Genomic DNA, 19,467 nt, shown 5'->3' with positions numbered 1-19,467 from the left:
GACGCTTAAAAAACGTATCGCGGCTTCAGCCCCAACTACAAACGAATGACTATTTTTTTCTCAATCGAATCCGTTTTCTCTGTCGCTCCAAATTTTTGACGAGTTGCTGCAATTGCTCCAAATTCACAGGTTTCTGTCCGTACCGCCAACGGACGTAAGATTGACAAACCTCTTCGATCACTTCCGCCTCGTCAATCGAACAGTGGGGGGCGATCGCATTGGCGTATTCTTCCGGCGTCTGGGCGGGATGTTTGGGATAGCCGCGATCGCCCAACAATCGCAACAATTTCTGATACAATCGTTCCGGCGGCGGCAACTTCGCCAACCGACGGCGATCGCGCCAATTGTGCCATCCGTCCCACAGCAGCCACCCCAACAATCCCGCCACCGAAAGGGCGATCGCGGCCGTAAAAATGCCGATCCAACCCCTCGAAAATGACCGCAAAAACCAGCGGATGATCCCCGCCAAAAATCCCAATATCGCCCCGAATACCGTCTGTAAAATATTCGTCACCGGAGAGGGCAGCCACCCCGCCACCCAGTTCCAAAACGACCGCAGGGCACTGAAGGTTTGATTCTCTTCGATGGAAGGGGGAATCAAATCCATACCGGGGATGGGATTAAACGCGAACCAGCCGTATTCGGGGAAGTACACTTCCGTCAGGGCGTAGGCGTCCGTATTGCGGATGACGTACAATCCCGTAAACGGGTTAAAATCACCCGGTCCGAACCCCGCCGACAGCCGCGCCGGAATGCCGATGGAACGCAACATGATCGTCAAGACGGTGGAAAAGTGGTCGGGGTAGCCGCCGGTTATCGTTTGACCCTCCGGGCTATTTTCATATCCGAATAAAAAGGCCGATACTAGGTCTTCATCTTCGTTCAAAAAGGGCGGTTCTTCTTGCAATTTGTAATTGGGGTTTTGTTTGAGATATTGTGCCAAATAAAGCGCTTTTTCGTAGGGAGAATCGAGGGGTTTCTTGTCCTGGGCGACCTGCTGTCGGCTGGCGAGAATTTCCTCCGTTTTTTGGCGGACTTTTTCGCGAATCTGTTCGGGGACTTGCAGGTAGTATTTGCGAATTGTGTCTGGATAGTCGGTTCCGGCTTCCCCCAATTGGGTGCGGTTCCGGTAGGGAACTGTGGAAATGACGGTGTAGGTGAGGCCCTCCCGCAAGACCAGGGGCGATCGCAATGTTCCCTCCGGATCGATCGCGATTTCTTCAGTGGGGAAATACAGTTCCGTGGGCTGTCGCAGGGAGGGAAGCAGGTTGGGAAGTTGGGAAATCACCGTGTAACTTTGGATGATTTCCTCGGTCTTGGCTTTTGTCGGTTTCGGAAATAACTCGAAGCGATAGGACCACCAGGGCCGCTTTCGAGTCAAGGTTTGGTCGTTGCGGGAAATTTCCCAACCCTGACCCGTGTATTCGTCAAAGGCGACGACCTGGAAAAATCCCCGCGCCTGCGATCGCACCCTCAACACCACTTCCGGCTTCAAATTCCCCCGCAAATTTTGATTGATGGTGGTATTGAAACCATAATATTGGATCTCGTCCAACGTTCCCGCCCCGGACTCGCGATTTTGTCCGCCCTCGCCCCCTTCTCCGTCGCCCTCGCCGTCGGAGACGTAGCCCGGATTTAAAATTTGTCGGCCGTCGAATTCCCCCGGCGGCATATCGATGGGGGCGCTGACCGGGAAACTGCGGAGTTGGTAGCCCGGAAATCTGGGCAGGAGGGCGAAAATGACGAGTCCGAGGGCGACGATCGCCAAAAAGCTGACGGTTAAAAACTTGAAATTTAAATTAGAAAATCGTCGAATTTTGGGGTCGCGATCGCCGGATTTTGAGGGGAATTCCGACAGTCCGAGTCGGGAACGATAATCGAGGATCAAGGTCGGGAGTGCGATCGCCAAAAACGCCAAAATCACCGGCCCGAACGTGAGGGTTTGGCTGAGGGTTCCCGCCACGCCCAATAAAATCAGTCCGATCACCATCGAATAGCCGAGATCCTTGCGTCGAGGGAGGTCAAAACTGTGCAGGACTTGCAGGTGGATCAAAAGCTGGGCCAAAACGACCCGCGTATCGTTGAGTTCGCCCACCAGGCGATTGAAAAATGCGGCCAGGGCGACCAACATTCCGATCGCGATACAAAATTTGACCGGCACATTACGATGGCGGCGGCGAAACCAACTCCAAGTCGCACCCACCACGCTCACGGGTATCGCCCAGAGATTTAACGCCTCTTCGACGGCGACATCCGTGGCGATAATCCCCACGATGACCAACAGTTGCACCGTCACCCGCAACGCGATCGAGTCTTCGGGTTCGGGTGGGGGGGTCGCTTCGATCCGCCGCCACAATTGGCCAAAAAATGGGAGTTCCGCCGTCATGGGTGTCTGGAAGTTCGTCGAGTGGAGCTAGAAAATACTCTAACCCATCTGACGGAAAGCAGCTACACCCCGGGGCGCTTCACATTCAAGCGTGGGGCAAAATCGCGAAGCAGAGGGGATTCTGTTCGGAGTCGTGGAACAGCACGTTGAGACGGTACAGTTTGTTGGGTTGGGGATCGACCAATTCCATTTTCAAATATCCCGCGTCCGTCCGTCGGGCCGTGGTTTCATTATCCTGTCCCTTGAACTGTAGGCATCCGCCCGCCGGCAATTGTGCCAAAATCCGCAGGCAATTGCCGTAATCCTGGCTCAAATATTCCACTTCCAGACTCAACACCCCCAAACTCGTCCGCCAGTTTTGCTTGACGGGGGCGCGATCGCAAAAACAAGTCAGCGTCAGGGTGTCGATAATTTCCCGGGCCGCCAGCAGCAGCAACACCATTTTTTGCTTGTCGCTGGCCTGGGAGTAATCCGGAAGTTGCAATTTGTTCAAGTCCGGGTCGCGCACGTCTCCCAACATGATGCGACCCGCCCATTCGTTGAGGGCGTGGGAATCTTCTTCCGGAAAAAAAGAACGAACCGCCCGCACCAATTTTGCACCGTCTGGCAAGGTGGAGTGCAAGGCTTTTTGACAGGGGGCGAGCAGTTGGGCGAAAGTGGTTTCGGGCAGGAACGTGGACCATTTGAAATGTTCCCGCTGGGCAATCCACCAACTCGGGTTGGGAACTTCCGCAGCATTGAGAACGTCAGGATAGGTAGCGTCCGTCGCCCATTGCGTTTCCCAAGGAAACAACGGCGGTCTGTGTTGGATCTCAAGTTTCAACCTGTCTTTTAACAGGCTTTCAAATCTGTCTTTCACGGTTGGTATCTCTCCCAGTGTGAGTGGTTGACCTTCGGGGTAGAAAACGTCAATCTCTTCAGAGTCGAGCGGGTCGAGTTCTTCCCACCCGATCTCTTCAACCCTGGAATTTTCTGGCGCTCGACGGGCCGGGTCGGTCGTTTCCCCGGCCGGGTCGGACCCCTGGTCGATGGACTGTGGGATCAGCCCATCGAAAAAGTGACACTCGAAGGCTTGACGATCTGGATTTGTTTCGTTATTCATCGCTAGATGCACCGGCTCCGGATACTGAACGATTTCTAATATCCCAGGCTAACTCCAACACTTTAAACCACCGTTTCTGAACTTGAGTCACCTTGCAACCCAACTTCTGGGCGATCGCACCATCGGACAACCCTTGTTGCTTCAACCTTAGCAAATGTTGTTGCCCTTCACCGAGTTGCGTTTGGAAATTCTCCCACTGTTCGGGGAGCAGGCCCAAGTTGCGATCGAGATCCGCTTCCAACCACTGATGCACCAGTTCCCAGCGGTGGCCGAGGGCGAATCGCAGCAGGTGATATTTGAACCGCTGCTGCAGGTAATCCCGCTGGCGGGGAGTCAACCCCAAAATCGCCTCGATCTCCCGAGTGGGCAGATCTTGGAGTCGCAAAGTGAAATAGTTGGCACAGTCTTGTTGATTGTGTTCTTCGAGATACTGCATCAACTCTTCCACGACGGTTTGTCGCAGGGAGTCGAGTTCGGGTTCGTTCGACTCAGCCACCATCGCAGCTCGCACTTGCTGCAACGAGGAGTCGTCCCAAGTTTGGTCGGAATCCGACGAAACCCCCTCGGCCGCTTTATCGAGATCGACCAAGGATTCTCGGGGCTGCTGCTGAGAAAAGGTCTGCGATCGCAGAACGATCAACTGTTGGCTGCGGCCCCGGGCGAGGGGAATGCGACGTTTTCCGTACCGTTCCGAAAAGGCCAGGTATTCCGCCAATTCGAGCAACGTCTGGGGACGGTAGTCCGATGGCATTTGGGCTTCTTTGCGGAAGGCGTTCAGGGTTTCGACGTAAAACCCTTGTAAAAAGTCCCGGATCAGTTCCAACCTCGCATGATAGCTGGATTGAACTTGGGGAGGTGTGATATATCGATAAACGATAGCACTCAACGTGCTGTGGAGTTCCAACGGCGCCTGCTTCGACCCCAGTTTGTAGTAGCGGAGACATTGTTGCAGGCGATGTTGTGCCAACGTCATCGCCCACGTCTCCACTTCCCCCGAGGCCTGGATGCGCTTGCTCTCCGTACAGATGCGAATCGCTTCGTCTGTCAGACGCCAAGCGACATCCCGGCAGTTCTGCTCAGATGCCTTGGTGGCTTGTTTGAGCTCACCGGACAGCCGTTGAAAAATTGGATGGCTCTGGCAGATTTCCCCCATGATGATAATTTACTAACAATGACCCTAACCCATTCTTTCCAGGACGGGCCTCGAATGTCCGGAGAGTTTGGGGAATCCCAAAGATCGGGTGTGGGGTGTAGGGTGTAGGGTGTAGGGTGTAGGGTGTAGGGTGTAGGGTATAGGGTATAGGGTGTAGGGTGTGCGGGCGTGGGGAAAATTCATTCCCTTTCGACAGTGGCAATGTCCCAACCGTTCTGTCTGTTGCCGTACAACTAAGAATTGCAATTATATTTCCAATTTGAACGATGGATTTAGACCGACAAATTCAAACTTTAATTGACAACGCCCCCCAGGATGGCAGCACCCCCGGGGCGATCGCGGCGATCGCCCCGGGCCTGAAACTTTTGGCGCAGGAGTTGACCCATCCGGAGTATTTCATTCTGCAAACCCTCGATGGCGATTGGGTGATGACGACCCTGGGGAATGTGGACGACCCCGACCTGGAAAAGCGGGTCATCTACGCCTTTTGTGCCCGGTCTGACGCCTCCCTGAAATCTACCGCCCCCCTCTCGGCCGGTATCGTGGCGACGCCCGTCCCCGTCACCCACATTTTATTTCAGGCGATCGCCATCCCGTCCTTCGAGAGTTTCATCTTCTTCGACCGACCCGGCCATCTGGAAGCGGGCACCGAACTCAAGCGCCGGGACGTGCAGGAGACCATCCAAGTTTACCTGCGACACTACCAATCCCGCCGCCAACCCAAAACCCGGCCCGTCCCCCCAGACATCGCCTGAAGGTCTGCGGAGAATCCCTCGGGGCGCGCGGGCAGGACCGAGCCCTCAGTACAGCCGACTCACCACGTAGTCCGACAGGTCGATCAGGGCTTGGCGGGACTCGGAGGGGGGCAGGTGGCTGATGTGTTCCACCGCCTGCTGGGCGTGATGCAGGGCCAGTTCCCGGGATTTCTGAATTCCGGAACTCTCGTGAATCAACGCGATCGCCTGCTCGAAGTCGCCATCCTGGGCGAATTCCCGCTCGATCAGGGTTTCCAAAAACGGCCGCTCTTTCAGGGCGAACAACGTCGGCGCCGTCAGGTTTCCACTTTTGAGGTCGGAACCGGCGGGTTTCCCCAGGATTTCGGTGGAACCCGTAAAGTCCAAAATGTCGTCCACGATTTGAAACGCCAACCCCAGGTTGCGGCCGTAGCGGTACAGGTGTTCGGCCAGCTCGTCGGACACCCCACTGAGCAACCCCGCCGATTTGGAACTGTTGGCGATCAGGGATGCGGTTTTGTAGTAACTTTTTTCCAGGTAGGCTTCGATGGACAGGCCGGCGTCGAAGCGGTTGAGCCCCTGCTGAATTTCTCCCTCCGCCAGATCCATGATCACCTGAGACAGGAGTTTGACGACCGTCAGGTTGTCGAGGTTCGCCAAATACCAGGAAGATTGGGCGAACAGGAAGTCCCCGGCGAGGACGGCGACCCGGTTGTTGAAGAGGCTGTGTACCGTCGGCACGCCCCGGCGGACTTCCGACTCGTCCACCACGTCATCGTGCACCAGGCTGGCCGTGTGGATCATTTCCGTGATTTCCGCCAGACGGCGGTGCTTGGGGATGATCTCCTGGTTCGGCATCGTCGCCCGGGAAATCAGCAGCACGATCGCCGGCCGCACCCGTTTCCCCTGCACGCTGAATAGGTGTTCCGCTGCCGCGTACAGGATCGGATGTCGGGCGCCGACGAGTTGTTTGAGGTTGTCCGTTAACAGTTGCAGGTCCGCTTCGACGGGAGAAAACAAGAGTGTGCGAGAGGTCATGGGTTTGCCAACTCAGGCTGGGTGATTAACAAAATTTTACATATTATAGTTGTATTTTAAGCTAAGGCTCCAACCGGAGAAAAGTTCGACCCCGGTGCCGGAGTCGCGGGGCGGGCCGGCGGATGCCGGAACGGCGGGCACGGGGCGCGATCGCGGTGATACCGACAGGTGGGGAGATCCGTCCGTGGGGGCGAGAGTCCGGACGGCATCCCCCCGGGTCCGTCAACCCCGGTTCCGGAGGCTCCCGCACAATCCATCCAAATGTTAAATTTTTTTCACTTCATTCGCTACAAATTGTGAAATTTGTGCTACTTTAATGAGTAAGAGTTTAAATAATTCTACACATCAAGGGCAACAGTGGTGTGACGGTCAAGTTTTGACTGTCCGTCGTTGCACGGGTTATCCACGGGCAAGGGGATAGCCAAAAGCACTTTTAGTGAAGTTCCCAAGTGGGCACCGGTCGGTGTCCAAGGTGGGTCAGTTGGTTGAAGACTGATGGGTTCGGGACGGGGCTGCCGCGGGCGGTCTCGGATCTTGCCATAGCAGTTTTTCGACCCCAAATCAGTCTGTGGGAAAGCGGTCAGGAGTTGCAAATCTCCACCGAAATTCTCGCCGGAAATCGGAATGCGATCGCGGTCGAACCCTGCCTCTCCCCAGTTGCCCCCCACCCCTGTAGCAACTGTTAAACTCCCATCTGTGCTCCTCTGTTCGCATATTTGCTGCACCTATGACTTATCACGAACTGCCATTAATGATTCCCCTGCTGGCTGGCGGGTATGTGTTTACGGTTTATTTACTGTTGATGTTGGCGAAACGCACCGCAACGCGGCTGTCCCGGTTTCGTTCTTGATTGATTGTTGCCATCGCACCCGGCGATCGCCCCGCCGGGGAAAATGCCGCTCCAGATTGGAGGGGCATTTTTATTTTTAGACCGCTCTTGGGGGGTGCGATCGCGTCGCCGGGGGAGGGTATGGAAGACGGATTTAAATGTTTGATTTGAAGGTGATTTTGATTCGGACAGGGCGGTGCGATCAGTAAAATTGCTTAAAAATTTTGAGAATGGGGTTGGGGGGGGGACGACCGCCGGTTCGGACGATCAGCGGGAACCGGAGATTCCGGCATCGCTCCGTCCAAAGGTTCCCACTGGTAAACAAACGGCAAGCTGGCGAGGGAGCAGGATTTCCAATGACTGCGGACCGGGGCGCGGAACAACTGACAAATACCGCCCCGCCGCCCCTCCGATTTGTAGTTGCGGCAGTGGCGACAGGTAGATGGCGCGAGAGTTTTGGTCTTCATGAGAAAAATCTCCGCAGGAACGGTAGTTCGATTTTCAATCAAAATTCCCAAATCACCTGTTATCTAAACTACATTTGTGCGATCATTCTCCATCGAATTCCGCGATCGCCCCATTTCGGTTTTTCGCGGGCGGATCTGTGATAGGATAGTTAATTTGCAAAAAATTCGCTCCGTTTGCCGGGAGGACGGGCTATTTCGATCCTGCAATTTGGAGCTGGCAGCAGACCGGTCTATTTCATAAACTTTGGAGGGATGCGGGTATTTTCCCGGTATTTGGGAGGCTTTTACGGGTGGCGGCGAAGCCATTTCGGCGGAGTATGGAACTCCTGGAAGAGACCCGATTCAGACTCTTGATTGATGGACGAATCTCAAATTATCGATATGTTGAAGGGGAGTTTACAAAAATTTAAGTCGAGGATTTGACATGAGACGCTTTCAATTCATCGTGATTCCCGCCGGGGTTCTATCGCTGTTATTCGGGATGATGTTCCGAGTCGGAATTGCCCCCGCCCGGGCTCAAATCATGCCCGACGGCATTTTCGACGAGGAACAGTATGGCAGGCCCTTTTTGCAGCGGGGAGTTCAAGGTGCCACCGTTCAAGACCTGCAAATCTTTCGCACCCCACCCCGATTTTGCCGGCGTGGGGGCCGGCAGATGGGAGGGGATATTTTTTCTGTCGATGTCCTCTATTTCTTCCCAAAGGGGGATGCGATCGCCGCCCCCGCCATTGACAAAATCGATCCGATTTTCAAAATGCAATCATTCCCTTAACATTGTGTAATAATGTCACAGCTCGGGTCCGGACGCTGTTCATGTCAAATTGGTTGCGTATGAAGGGAAAAATCAAGCGCTTTTATCGGGTCATTCAATGGTTTGCGATCGGGGTGATCGCAGCGGGAATTGTGGCGGGTTGGGCGGTTCCCGCGATCGCCCAAATCGGGCCCCTTCCCCAACTCGACGATTTCAACCGAGTCACCCAGACTCGCATCAAAGCAAAACCCTGCGGCAACTTATTTTGTGCCACAGTCACCCTCGACAATCGCGACTTATTCGAGATCGCCGCATCCCCCACAATCGAAGCCGACCAATCCCAGAGTTTCGCCGTCAAACGGCGGGTCGAATATATCGAGACCATTTTGATGTCCATCGTCGCTTCGGTTGACGACCCGGAAACCCTACAAATTCAAGTGGGAACCCGCAACAACGAAACCGTTGTTTACGCCCCCGAACAACCCCAACTCCAAGATCAAGTCATCGTCACCGTCACCCAGTTCGACTCCCTCTACCACGGAAAACCGAAAAAAGCCCTCGCCAAAGAGTGGCGAGATATTATCCGAGAACAATTGCGGCGATCGATCGCCGAACGTCAGACGTTTCAGGAATATTTCTGGAATCGAAAACTTCCGTTCACCCTGCTATTTTTAATGTTGATGGCGGGCAGTAGCTGGCTGCTGCTGCGGGCTCAAAAACTGATCCGCCGGGAAGCGGAACTCGTCCAATCCCGCCTGTTTTCCGACTCCGACACCGCCGAACCTCCGGCCGAACCGCCGCCGGAATCGAGTTCGGAATGGGGCTTTTCTCACCTGTGGAACCGACTGCCCCGCATCCTGCCGGCCCAACAGAAACAAATCGTCCAATTTTTGCGACAGGTCGCCCAGTGGGGGCAAATTTTTATCTGGCTGGGCGGATTCGCCTATTTGCTGTATTATTACCCCGAAACCCGGGCGATCGGCGTCGCCCTCGGGGAAGTCCCCCTCGCCCTTTTGGTCTACTATCTGATCGTCGTGGCCGCCATCAAAATCAGCCACTTCGCGATCGAATATTACCTGCAGGATTGGGTCGAACAGTCAACTTTAAAGTATCCAAATTCCCGGCAACGTTTTCTGTCCCGGCAGACCACCTACACGGATGCTCTGAAAGGACTCGCATCCTTCATCAGCTACTTGATCGGGTTTATCCTCACCCTCAACACCCTGCTCAGTTCCATTTTCAACACCCCCCTTACCGAAATTTTAACCGGCGTCGGTGTCATCGGTTTTGCCCTGACCTACGTCTTCCAAAGTGCCATCAAAGATGTCTTGAGTGGCTGTCTGATTTTGTGGAGCGATCAGTACGCCGTCGGGGACGTGATCGGCGTCGCCGACAAAGTCGGTTTGGTCGAATATATTAACCTCTACATCACCCAAATTCGCAGCCCCGACGGGAATTTGATCACCATTCCCAACGGCAGCATTTCCGTCGTCGAAAATTTGACCAAAAACTGGTCGCGGGTCAACTTCACTATCGAAGTCGCCTACGATTCGGACATCCGAAAAGCCATGCAGATCATCAAGGATGTGGGCGAAAAAATGTTTCGGGAACCCCCGTGGCACCATCTCATTTTGGAATCCCCCCAAGTGTTGGGAGTCGATGCGGTGAGTCACGCCGGAATGCTGGTGCGGGTTTGGATCACGACAAAACCCCTCAAACAGTGGGAAGTCGGCCGGGAATTTCGCTGTCGGGTGAAGGAAGCCTTCGATCGCGAGGGGATTCGGATCGGGATTCCCCAGCAGACGATCTGGCACCAAAGTTACCACCACTTGCTCGACGGCAACGGCCACAAAGGCGAGGAATTCTCCGCGTCGCATTAAGATAATTTGCACATCCGGGACACAAATCGAGAGATTCGTTTACCCTCTATCAAGAGAAGACGATCGCACAAAGGTATCACCCCCATGCAACTGGCTCCCAAAACCCCGTCCAATCCGGAGTTGACCCCGCCTCCCCCCCCCACCCAAACCCTGATTTTGGATGTCGGGGGGATGAAATGTGCCGGTTGCGTGATGGCTGTCGAACGCCAACTCAACCAGCAGGAGGGGGTGATCGCCTCCCGGGTGAATCTAGCCACGGAGGTGGCGACGGTGGAATGTCACGCCGGGAGGGTGAACGCCGGAACCCTGGCGAATCTTTTGACGGAAACGGGATTTCCCAGCCAACCGCGATCGCAGAAAATGGGCGATCGCCAAGAATCCCTCAATCAACGCCACCAAAAGGAAATGACGGACCAGATCGGGCGCCTGGCGGGGTGCGGCGTGCTGATCCTCCTGTCCGGCATCGGCCACTTTCACCAGATGGGGTGGGGACACCTTCCCGTCCTCAGCAATATCTGGTTCCACTGGGGACTCGCGACCCTGGCCCTGCTGTTCCCGGGGCGATCGCTGATTTTCGACGGGGTGCGATCGCTACTGCGAAATGCCCCCAACATGAATACCCTGGTGGGACTCGGGACCCTCAGCGCCTACACTGCCAGTTGCGTGGCCCTGCTGTTCCCCCGCCTCGGGTGGCAGTGCTTTTTTGACGAACCCGTGATGCTGCTGGGATTTATCCTGCTGGGAAAAACCCTGGAACAACAGGCCCGCAGCCGCGCTTCTACGGCCTTTCAAGCCCTCCTCGCCCTGCAACCGACGATCGCCCGTTTAGTCCCTGAACCGCAGCCTGACGGGGCTTACAGCGCCGCTGACGGGGTGGAAATTCCGGCCGAACAGGTGCGGGTGGGGGAATGGTTGCAGGTGTTCCCCGGGGAAAAAATACCCGTCGATGGCACGGTTTGCCTGGGGACGACGGACGTGGACGAGTCCATGTTGACGGGGGAATCCCTCCCCGCCACCAAACGAGTCGGGGATGAGGTCGCCGCCGGGACTTTGAATCAGTCGGGGGCGATCGTGATCCGGGCCACCCGCACGGGGGAAGAAACCACCGTCGCCCAAATTATCAGTTGGGTGGAAAACGCCCAAACCCGGAAGGCACCGATCCAAAAGTTGGCGGATATTGTAGCAGGATATTTCACCTACGGGGTGATGAGTTTGGCGGCGGTGACGTTCCTGTTTTGGTATTTTGTCGGGACTCAAATTTGGCCGCAGGTGACGGCTTCGGGGGGGGTTCTAGGGGGGGCGCCGCTGTTGCTGAGTCTGAAATTGGCGATCGCGGTTTTGGTCATCGCCTGTCCCTGCGCGTTGGGACTCGCCACCCCCACGGCGATTTTGGTCGGTTCGGGTATCGGCGCCGAACGGGGTTTATTAATCAAAGGTGGGGATATCCTGGAACGGGTCCACGAACTCGATACGGTGGTTTTCGACAAAACCGGAACCCTGACGACCGGATCTCCGGCGGTGATGGAGTGCGTCAGTTTATCTGAAGATTTCAATGAAGCAGAATTGTTGCAGTTGGCGGCATCGGTGGAACGGGGTACGCACCACCCCATCGCCACGGCAATTTGTACCCTATCTCAACGGCGAAATCTCCCCTTTCTCGCAGCCGATGAATTTGCCACCGAACCGGGCATCGGCGTTGCGGCGACCGTGGCGGGGCGACGGGTTTGGATCGGCAATTCTGAAGGGTTGCAGCGTCAGGAAATAATCGTGCCATCTGCAGTATCTATTCCCCCCGAACAGACGGCGGTTTATATTGCCGTTTCGGGTCAGTTGGCGGGGGTTATCGGCATTTGCGATATTCTCAAACCGGATGCCCTGGAGACGGTGGAGGAACTGCAAAACATGGGGTTAAATGTGGTATTGTTGACGGGCGATCGCCAAGGTGTGGCGGATGCGATCGCGGCGGATTTGAAACTATCGCCGGAATCGGTAAAAGCTGAAGTTAAGCCGGAAGATAAAGCCAAAATCATCGCTTCCCTGCAACGGGACGGACGCCGGGTGGCTATGGTGGGAGACGGCATCAACGACGCCCCCGCTTTAGCCCAGGCGGATGTGGCGATCAGTTTGCATACGGGGACGGATGTGGCGATCGAAACGGCCGATATCGTCCTGATGCGGGACTCGCTGACGGACGTGGTGGAATCCATCCGCCTGAGTCGGAAAACCTTCGATAAAATCCGCCAAAACCTATTTTGGGCGTTCGGTTATAATACCATCGGTTTGCCGGTGGCGGCGGGGGTACTTTTACCGAGTTTTGGCATCGTCCTCAATCCGGCCGTGGCGGCCGCTTTTATGGCTTTCAGTTCGGTCAGCGTGGTGACGAATTCCCTGCTGCTGCGGCGTCAGTTTCGGGAACGTTAATAGAGATCTAGAAACCGGGTTTCTTTTCCGAAAACCATGCTAACATGGTAAAAAATACCACCCATTCAATGCAAGCCATGAGTTTGGTAATTTCTGATGAGCTAGTCAAAGCCAGCGGATTGTCCGAAAAAGAATTGCTGACAGAGCTGGTTTTACTGTTGTTTCAGCAAGATAAAATTGGCTTGGGTAAGGCATCAGAATTGCTGGATATCTCCCAAGTTCGGTTTCAAAAATTGATGGGCGATCGCGGGATCAACATTCATTATGACGTGGAGGAATTACAAGAAGATATCCGGAATATGAAAGCCAAAGGTTGGCTATGATTGTCGTCAGCGATACTTCTTGCTTAAGTGGATTGGCGCCGGTTATATTTCATTACTACAACAGCTTTACGGACGGGTATTAATTCCTCCGGCAGTCGCCAGCGAACTGCGGCGAGGGAGTGAAGACGATTCGCGCATTACCGCCGCAATAGATCTCGATTGGATTGAGATTTTTCAGCCCAGTAATTCTCAACTGGTGGAAACCCTCCAAACCGAACGATATTTAGATCGGGGAGAATCTGAAGCGATCGCATTGGCATTAGAAATAAATGCAGAACAATTATTAATTGACGAACGGCTGGGACGCCGAGAAGCCATTCGCTTGGGGTTGTCAATTACCGGAATCTTGGGAATTTTATTGGTCGCAAAACGTCGGGGATTTGTGTCCGAAATTCGGTCGATTATCGATACTCTGATTGAAGCGGCAAATTTTCGAGTGAGTGAGCGGTTATATATCGAGGTGTTGACGGCTGCGGGGGAAAATTTTTAAGGTTTCTTCCCCCCACCAGACACCTAGAAACCGGGTTTCTACCCGCATCTCTCATCCCCACCCCCATCTCCCCTAGAAACCCGGTTTCTTCCTCCCCACCCAGAGATATCAACCAGATCACTGAAATTTATTTCAAGGCGGGTTAAGTTGAATACACTGATGTTGGGTTTCGTGCCTCAACCCAACCTACTTAGATAACTTTTGCTGTCAGCCTTGAAATTCATTTCGAGGCGGGTGAAGCGATCGCCCCTCGAATCAACCCAACCCCCCGGCGGAAAATTCGGCATTTAAAACATTGCATCCGATACATCCCATGACATATGATAAAAAGCGATCGGGGACGATATTGGGTTCAGTCTTCATTTTTCTGCTGGGAGGGTCAGTCATGCCCAAAGTACCACCACAAAATGCTCAAATAACCGTGGGGTGTCAGTCCGATGGTTAGTCAGTTTTTCGAGCAGCCAATTCTCAACTCTCCCTACGAATGCCCGCAGTACCATTGGGAACTCGATGATGATGGGCAACCGACGGGGAAAAAAATACGATCGCGCCGCCGAGCAGAATTTCTGACCCCCATCCCCAAACCCAAGAGACGCCGAGATCAAAATCTTGGGGTGCAACAATCCCTGGCTTTGGGCGACGTGCAGGGGATTTCCGATGAGTCGCAAACCTACGCCCAAACGCTATTTGTAAATAGTATTCGAGAAAAGGTGAATGCTTGGCGATCGCTCCCCAATTCGAGGGATTGGAAGGTGACGCCGGAAACCGCCCGATTATTGCAGCATTGGCGACATCACGACTTCCAAGGAATTCGCCCGTTTTTCTGTCAGCTAGAGGCAGTGGAAACGGCGATTTGGTTGGCGGAAGTCGCCCCCAACAGTGGCAAGCAGGAGAAAGGGTTTCTCAGTCAGCTTTTCGCAGCCAATGAGGATGCCAACCCGGAACTGTTTCGGATCGCCCTCAAGTTGGCGACGGGAGCGGGAAAAACCACGGTAATGGCGATGCTGATTGCGTGGCAGACGGTGAATGCGGTGCGTCATCCCCAGAGTAAAAAGTTTACCCGTGGTTTTCTAATTGTGACGCCGGGAATTACGATCCGCGATCGCCTGCGGGTGTTGAAGCCCAACGATACCGAGAGCTATTATGCCAGCCGTGAATTAATCCCCACGGATATGCTGCCGGAGTTGCAAAAAGCGAAGATTGTTATCACCAATTATCACGCTTTTAAATTGCGGGAACGGCAGGCGATCGCCACTGGAACTCGAAAATTGCTACAGGGAAGAGGGCCAGAACTTGACACCCTGGAAACCGAAGGGCAGATGCTCCAGCGGGTGATGCCGGAGTTGATGGGCTTGAAGAATATTTTGGTGTTGAATGACGAGGCTCACCACTGCTACCGCGAGAAACCGGACACGGATGATGTGGCAGACTTCAAAGGAGATGAAAAAAACGAGGCGAAGAAAAACAACGAAGCCGCCCGTCTCTGGATTTCGGGCATCGAAATGGTGAAGCGGAAATTGGGCGTACAAACGATTTACGATCTCTCCGCAACGCCGTTTTTTCTGCGGGGTTCGGGGTACGCCGAGGGGACGTTATTTCCTTGGACGGTGAGCGACTTTTCCCTTATGGATGCGATCGAGTGTGGCATCGTGAAACTCCCCCGCGTACCCGTGGCGGATAACGTGCCGGGGGGGGAAATGCCGAAGTTTCGCAACCTTTGGGAACACATCCGCAAGAAGATGCCGAAGAAAGGGCGCGGCAAGGCAAGCAGCCTAGATCCGCTGAGTTTACCGCCCGAACTACTGACGGCCTTGGATGCGCTCTACGGTCACTATGAACAGACGTTTAAGCTGTGGCAAGGGCAAGGAATTGATGTGCCGCCCGTCTTCATTGTGGTCTGCAACAATACTTCGACTTCCAAGTTAGTTTATGACTACATTTCCGGGTTTCATCGCGAGGATGGTCAGTACAATGCCGGACGGTTAGAATTATTCCGAAATTTTGATGATTCGGGCGATCGCTTGCCCCGCCCCCGGACACTGTTAATTGACAGCGAACAATTGGAATCCGGGGATGCCCTGGATCAGAATTTTCGGGACGTGGCAGCGGATGAAATCGATCGCTTTCGGTATGAGGTCAGTCAGCGGGATGGGGCGGCGGCGGTGGAGAAAATAACCGACCAAGATTTACTCCGAGAAGTGATGAATACGGTGGGAAAAGCGGGTAAATTGGGTGAGTCGATCCGCTGTGTGGTGTCGGTTTCAATGCTGACGGAAGGCTGGGACACCAATACTGTCACTCATGTTTTGGGTGTCCGGGCATTCGGGACGCAATTACTCTGCGAACAGGTCATCGGCCGGGCCTTGCGGCGGCAATCTTATGAAGTCAATGAAAATGGCTTTTTTAATGTGGAATATGCCGATGTTTTGGGCATCCCGTTTGATTTCACGGCGAAGCCGGTTGTGGCGAAACCCCAGCCACCTGCGAAGACGATTCAAGTGTATGCGGTGAGTCCCGATCGCGACCATTTAGAGATTACATTTCCCCGCGTGGAGGGCTACCGGGTGGAGTTGCCCAGTACCCGCTTAGAAGCAGAATTTGGCGAGGATTCACTGCTGGAACTGACGCCCAATTTGGTGGGGGCGACGGTGACTCGCAATGAGGGGATTATCGGGGAGGGAATTAACCTCGATATCAAACATTTGGAGAAAATGCGGGAGGCGACGGTTATTTTTAATCTCACTCGGCATCTTTTATTCAACCAGTATCGCGATCCGGGTGAAGAACCGAAATTGCATTTATTTGGTCAGCTCAAGCGCATCACCCGTCAATGGATGCGAGACTATCTCCGCTGCACGGGAAATACAGTTCCGGGGCAGTTGATCTATCAGGCGATCGCGGATATGGCCTGTGAGCGAATTCGCAAGGGAATTACCGAGGCGATCGTCGGAGAAAAGCCGGTGAAGGCGATTCTCGATGCTTACAACCCCGTCGGGTCTACCATTCATGTGCAATTCAACACCTCGAAGCAGTCGCGGTGGCAGACAGACCCCCGATTTTGCCATATCAATTGGGTGATTCTCGATAGTGATTGGGAGTCGGAATGTTGTCGGGTTATGGAGTCCCACGATCGCGTTCTTGCCTATGTGAAAAATCACAATCTCGGTTTTGAAGTCCCCTATCTCTACGGTTCCACCCCCCGCAAATATATCCCGGATTTTATCGTCAAAATTGACGACGATCGCGGCGATGATGATTTGCTCAATCTGATTGTGGAGATTAAGGGCTTTCGCGGCGAGGATGCCAAAGACAAAGCCAGCACCATGCGAAATTATTGGATTCCGGGGGTAAATAATCTCAAGATTTACGGACGCTGGGCGTTTGCAGAGTTTCGGGAGGTCTTCCAAATTGAATCAGAATTTGCCAAACTGGTCGATGAGGCAATTCAGGCTCAACGAATCCGAGGCGATGGAGGAACGACAGCATGACCGGAACTGCAACTCAATCGAAAACCTACACGGCCGAAGAGTATTTGGCTTTAGAAGTCGAGTCAGATATCCGCAGTGAATATCGCGATGGAGAAATCGTACCGATGACTGGGGGAACCCCAAAGCATAACAAACTTTCCAGCGCCCTCAATGCCTTACTCTGGTTTGCTTTGAGAGGGAAACCTTACACCGTATTTGTGACCGATCAGCGCCTCTGGATTCCGAATAAAAACCTGTATACTTATCCTGATGTCATGGTGACACCTGAACCGGTGGAACTAATGTCGGGACGAAAAGATACGGTCATCAATCCGATTCTATTGGCAGAGGTACTGTCAGATTCGACGAAGCATTACGATCGCGGCGACAAGTTTGAAGCCTACCGGACGATCGCAACATTTCAAGAATATCTGCTAATTGACCAGAACAGACCCCACCTCGAACAGTATGTCAAACAGGCTGAAAACCAGTGGTTATTTACGGAGTATAATGGCATGGAACAGACGATAACACTGCGATCGCTCGATGTAGAAATTGCCCTGGCGGATCTCTATGAAGCGATCGCGTTCTAGAAACTCTCTTCTCTGACTTTTTATGGTATAATATACTTTCGTATATAAAACATAATTCAAGGAATTATCATGAAATCTGAAACCATCAATGAATTGACTGCCACTTTTGAGGCCCATACTCAAGAAACAGAACAGGGTGTTGAGTTTTGGTTGGCACGGGATTTACAGCATCTTTTGGGCTATGCGAAATGGGATAGTTTTGTAAATGTTATCTCCAAAGCAAAGACGGCTTGTGAGGTTTCTGGACACGAAATTTTAGACCATTTTTCTGAGGTCGAGAAAATGGTCAATTTTGGAGGAACCTATCATGATGATTCGAGCCGTTATTGAATGGGACACAGAATCCCAATCTTATTCTGCAACTTGTCCGAAACTCAACTTTATTTCGTCTTGCGGTGATACAAAACATGAAGCGATCATCAATCTTCAGGATGCTATAAAGTTGATATTAGAATCCATCCCACTATCTCACAATTCACCACCTAATATTGATTATGAACATCACCATAGACTTACCTGAAAGTATTTTTTCTGCACTTCGCAAAGCGCCCGATGAATTTGTTCAAGAAATGCGGGTTGCGGCTGCTGCGAAGTGGTATGAACTTGGCGAAGTCTCCCAAGGGAAAGCTGCTGAAATTGCGGGACTCAGTCGCAGCGATTTCCTGCAAGCGTTGGCCCGATATCAAGTTTCCGTACTGCAATATTCTGCCGAGGAATTGGCGGAGGAAATGCAAGATGTTTGTTGAGAAGATTGTTGTTAATACTTCCCCTTTGATTGTTCTGTTCAACAGTAATCAGGATGATTTGTTACCCCAGCTTTTCTCAGACATCATTGTACCCGAAGCAGTCGTTGAAGAAGTCACTCGGGGCAAAAGCGATCGCGCTTCCCAAAGGGTTCCTCAAACCGATTGGCTCAAACAACAGACTGTCGAGATTAACCCCACTGTAGCCGCTTGGGATTTGGGCAAAGGGGAAACCAGTGTGATTAGTTGTGCGATCACCCATCCCGGATACTACGCCATGATTGACGACCAGGCAGCTCGCCGCTGTGCCAAAAGTTTTGGTATTCTGACATTGGGTACAGGTAGAGCAATTGTCCTAGCGAAACAAAGAGGTTTAATTCCGTCCATTGGCGATCATCGCTTAGACCGTATCCGAGAGGCGGGTCTATACCTTGCCCCTCAAGTCATTGAATTACTCAAAACTCAAGCCAACGAAAACCCATCTAATTCTTAAACCTTCACTATTTAATCCTATGTCTCCCCGTAAATCCACCAAAAAATCAGCCCAATCCAAGCAGGTCGAATCCATCAAACACGATGACGCGACCCGCAAGAATATCCCCACGGCGGAATATCAGTCGGTGATGGCCGACGATGAAAAAAGCCCGATTCAGGTCGCCTATGAGCGCCGGAACCGTGACCTTGACCCGCAGTTGGTTTGGCGTGGCAAGGATGAGCAGGATTGGTCAGATCTGGTCGTGTCGGCGCCGCCGCTTTACATCCAGGAGAAGGTGCATCCGAAGGTTTTGATTGATGATTTGATGCGGCGCACGGAGTCGCGGCAGGACCTGCAGTTGGATTTGTTTTCGGATTTTAATGGCTTGCCACAGGATGCGACGGCGACGGATTTTTATCAGCATGATGCCCATTGGTCGAATCGGATGATTTTGGGCGACAGCTTGCAGGTGATTCTGATCTTAGTCCACTTAAGTGGACTTTTGCTATGAGCCTTGAAATTCATTTCAAGGCGGGTTAAGTTGAATACACTGATGTTGGGTTTCGTGCCTCCACCCAACCTACTTAGATAGCTGAAATTTATTTCAAGGCGGGT

Annotated in this window: 18 protein-coding genes; 13 read left to right on the top strand and 5 right to left on the bottom strand. The window is 53.2% G+C overall.

Annotated elements, in window-relative coordinates:
• Positions 1–49: 49 nt before the first annotated feature.
• From LKE08_RS20480 to hetZ, 3 genes are all read right to left on the bottom strand, one after another.
• Positions 50–2,386 (bottom strand): DUF3488 and DUF4129 domain-containing transglutaminase family protein, encoded by a 2,337-nt coding sequence (locus LKE08_RS20480; RefSeq protein WP_324706105.1) that lies wholly within the window; start codon positions 2,384–2,386, stop codon positions 50–52.
• Positions 2,387–2,471: 85 nt separating this feature from the next.
• Positions 2,472–3,245, bottom strand: a complete 774-nt coding sequence (locus LKE08_RS20475; protein WP_324706104.1) for a hypothetical protein — start codon at positions 3,243–3,245, stop codon at positions 2,472–2,474.
• Between the two features lie 235 nt (positions 3,246–3,480).
• A complete protein-coding gene (hetZ, locus tag LKE08_RS20470) occupies positions 3,481–4,641 on the bottom strand; it encodes a heterocyst differentiation protein HetZ (RefSeq protein ID WP_324706103.1) in 1,161 nt (386 codons plus the stop codon).
• Between the two features lie 266 nt (positions 4,642–4,907).
• On the opposite strand from hetZ, the gene LKE08_RS20465 reads away from it, so the two are divergent.
• Positions 4,908–5,396 (top strand): hypothetical protein, encoded by a 489-nt coding sequence (locus LKE08_RS20465; protein ID WP_324706102.1) that lies wholly within the window; start codon positions 4,908–4,910, stop codon positions 5,394–5,396.
• A gap of 45 nt (positions 5,397–5,441) precedes the next feature.
• Here the strand turns inward: LKE08_RS20465 and sds are convergent, their stop codons facing one another.
• Positions 5,442–6,413 (bottom strand): solanesyl diphosphate synthase, encoded by a 972-nt coding sequence (gene sds / locus LKE08_RS20460; RefSeq protein ID WP_324706101.1) that lies wholly within the window; start codon positions 6,411–6,413, stop codon positions 5,442–5,444.
• Between the two features lie 727 nt (positions 6,414–7,140).
• On the opposite strand from sds, the gene LKE08_RS20455 reads away from it, so the two are divergent.
• Complete coding sequence (locus LKE08_RS20455) at positions 7,141–7,263, top strand: hypothetical protein (protein ID WP_324706100.1); 123 nt, start codon at positions 7,141–7,143, stop codon at positions 7,261–7,263.
• A gap of 194 nt (positions 7,264–7,457) precedes the next feature.
• Here LKE08_RS20455 and LKE08_RS20450 read toward each other — a convergent pair whose 3' ends face one another.
• A complete protein-coding gene (locus LKE08_RS20450) occupies positions 7,458–7,709 on the bottom strand; it encodes a hypothetical protein (protein WP_324706099.1) in 252 nt (83 codons plus the stop codon).
• Between the two features lie 424 nt (positions 7,710–8,133).
• On the opposite strand from LKE08_RS20450, the gene LKE08_RS20445 reads away from it, so the two are divergent.
• The 11 genes from LKE08_RS20445 (at position 8,134) to LKE08_RS20395 (ending at position 19,363) form a co-directional block, all read left to right on the top strand.
• A complete protein-coding gene (locus tag LKE08_RS20445; RefSeq protein WP_324706098.1) occupies positions 8,134–8,481 on the top strand; it encodes a hypothetical protein in 348 nt (115 codons plus the stop codon).
• A 59-nt stretch (positions 8,482–8,540) separates the two neighbouring features.
• Positions 8,541–10,340: a mechanosensitive ion channel family protein gene (locus LKE08_RS20440; RefSeq protein ID WP_324706097.1), complete on the top strand. Its 1,800-nt coding sequence runs from the start codon at positions 8,541–8,543 to the stop codon at positions 10,338–10,340.
• Positions 10,341–10,424: 84 nt separating this feature from the next.
• On the top strand, positions 10,425–12,761 hold the full coding sequence (locus LKE08_RS20435; protein ID WP_324706096.1) for a heavy metal translocating P-type ATPase: 2,337 nt from the start codon (positions 10,425–10,427) through the stop codon (positions 12,759–12,761).
• A 44-nt stretch (positions 12,762–12,805) separates the two neighbouring features.
• Positions 12,806–13,084, top strand: coding sequence for a UPF0175 family protein (locus LKE08_RS20430; RefSeq protein ID WP_375341450.1), 279 nt, complete (start codon positions 12,806–12,808; stop codon positions 13,082–13,084).
• A gap of 19 nt (positions 13,085–13,103) precedes the next feature.
• On the top strand, positions 13,104–13,574 hold the full coding sequence (locus tag LKE08_RS20425) for a DUF3368 domain-containing protein (RefSeq protein WP_324706095.1): 471 nt from the start codon (positions 13,104–13,106) through the stop codon (positions 13,572–13,574).
• A gap of 437 nt (positions 13,575–14,011) precedes the next feature.
• A complete protein-coding gene (locus LKE08_RS20420; protein ID WP_324706094.1) occupies positions 14,012–17,062 on the top strand; it encodes a BPTD_3080 family restriction endonuclease in 3,051 nt (1,016 codons plus the stop codon).
• Positions 17,059–17,634 carry a Uma2 family endonuclease gene (locus tag LKE08_RS20415; RefSeq protein ID WP_324706093.1) on the top strand — a complete coding sequence of 192 codons (576 nt, stop codon included), beginning with the start codon at positions 17,059–17,061 and terminating at the stop codon, positions 17,632–17,634. Before LKE08_RS20420 ends, LKE08_RS20415 begins: the two co-directional genes overlap by 4 nt.
• A 69-nt stretch (positions 17,635–17,703) precedes the next feature.
• Complete coding sequence (locus tag LKE08_RS20410; RefSeq protein WP_324706092.1) at positions 17,704–17,964, top strand: hypothetical protein; 261 nt, start codon at positions 17,704–17,706, stop codon at positions 17,962–17,964.
• Between the two features lie 164 nt (positions 17,965–18,128).
• On the top strand, positions 18,129–18,380 hold the full coding sequence (locus LKE08_RS20405) for a UPF0175 family protein (RefSeq protein WP_324706091.1): 252 nt from the start codon (positions 18,129–18,131) through the stop codon (positions 18,378–18,380).
• On the top strand, positions 18,370–18,870 hold the full coding sequence (locus tag LKE08_RS20400; protein WP_324706090.1) for a DUF3368 domain-containing protein: 501 nt from the start codon (positions 18,370–18,372) through the stop codon (positions 18,868–18,870). Before LKE08_RS20405 ends, LKE08_RS20400 begins: the two co-directional genes overlap by 11 nt.
• 19 nt (positions 18,871–18,889) lie before the next feature.
• Positions 18,890–19,363, top strand: a complete 474-nt coding sequence (locus LKE08_RS20395; protein ID WP_324706089.1) for a hypothetical protein — start codon at positions 18,890–18,892, stop codon at positions 19,361–19,363.
• The last annotated feature ends 104 nt before the right edge of the window (positions 19,364–19,467 follow it).

The organism is Lyngbya sp. CCY1209 (assembly GCF_035615495.1).
Classification (GTDB): Bacteria; Cyanobacteriota; Cyanobacteriia; order Cyanobacteriales; family Microcoleaceae; genus Limnospira.
The sequence above is the reverse complement of the archived record's forward strand: the minus strand, read 5'-3'. Positions and strand labels throughout refer to the sequence as shown.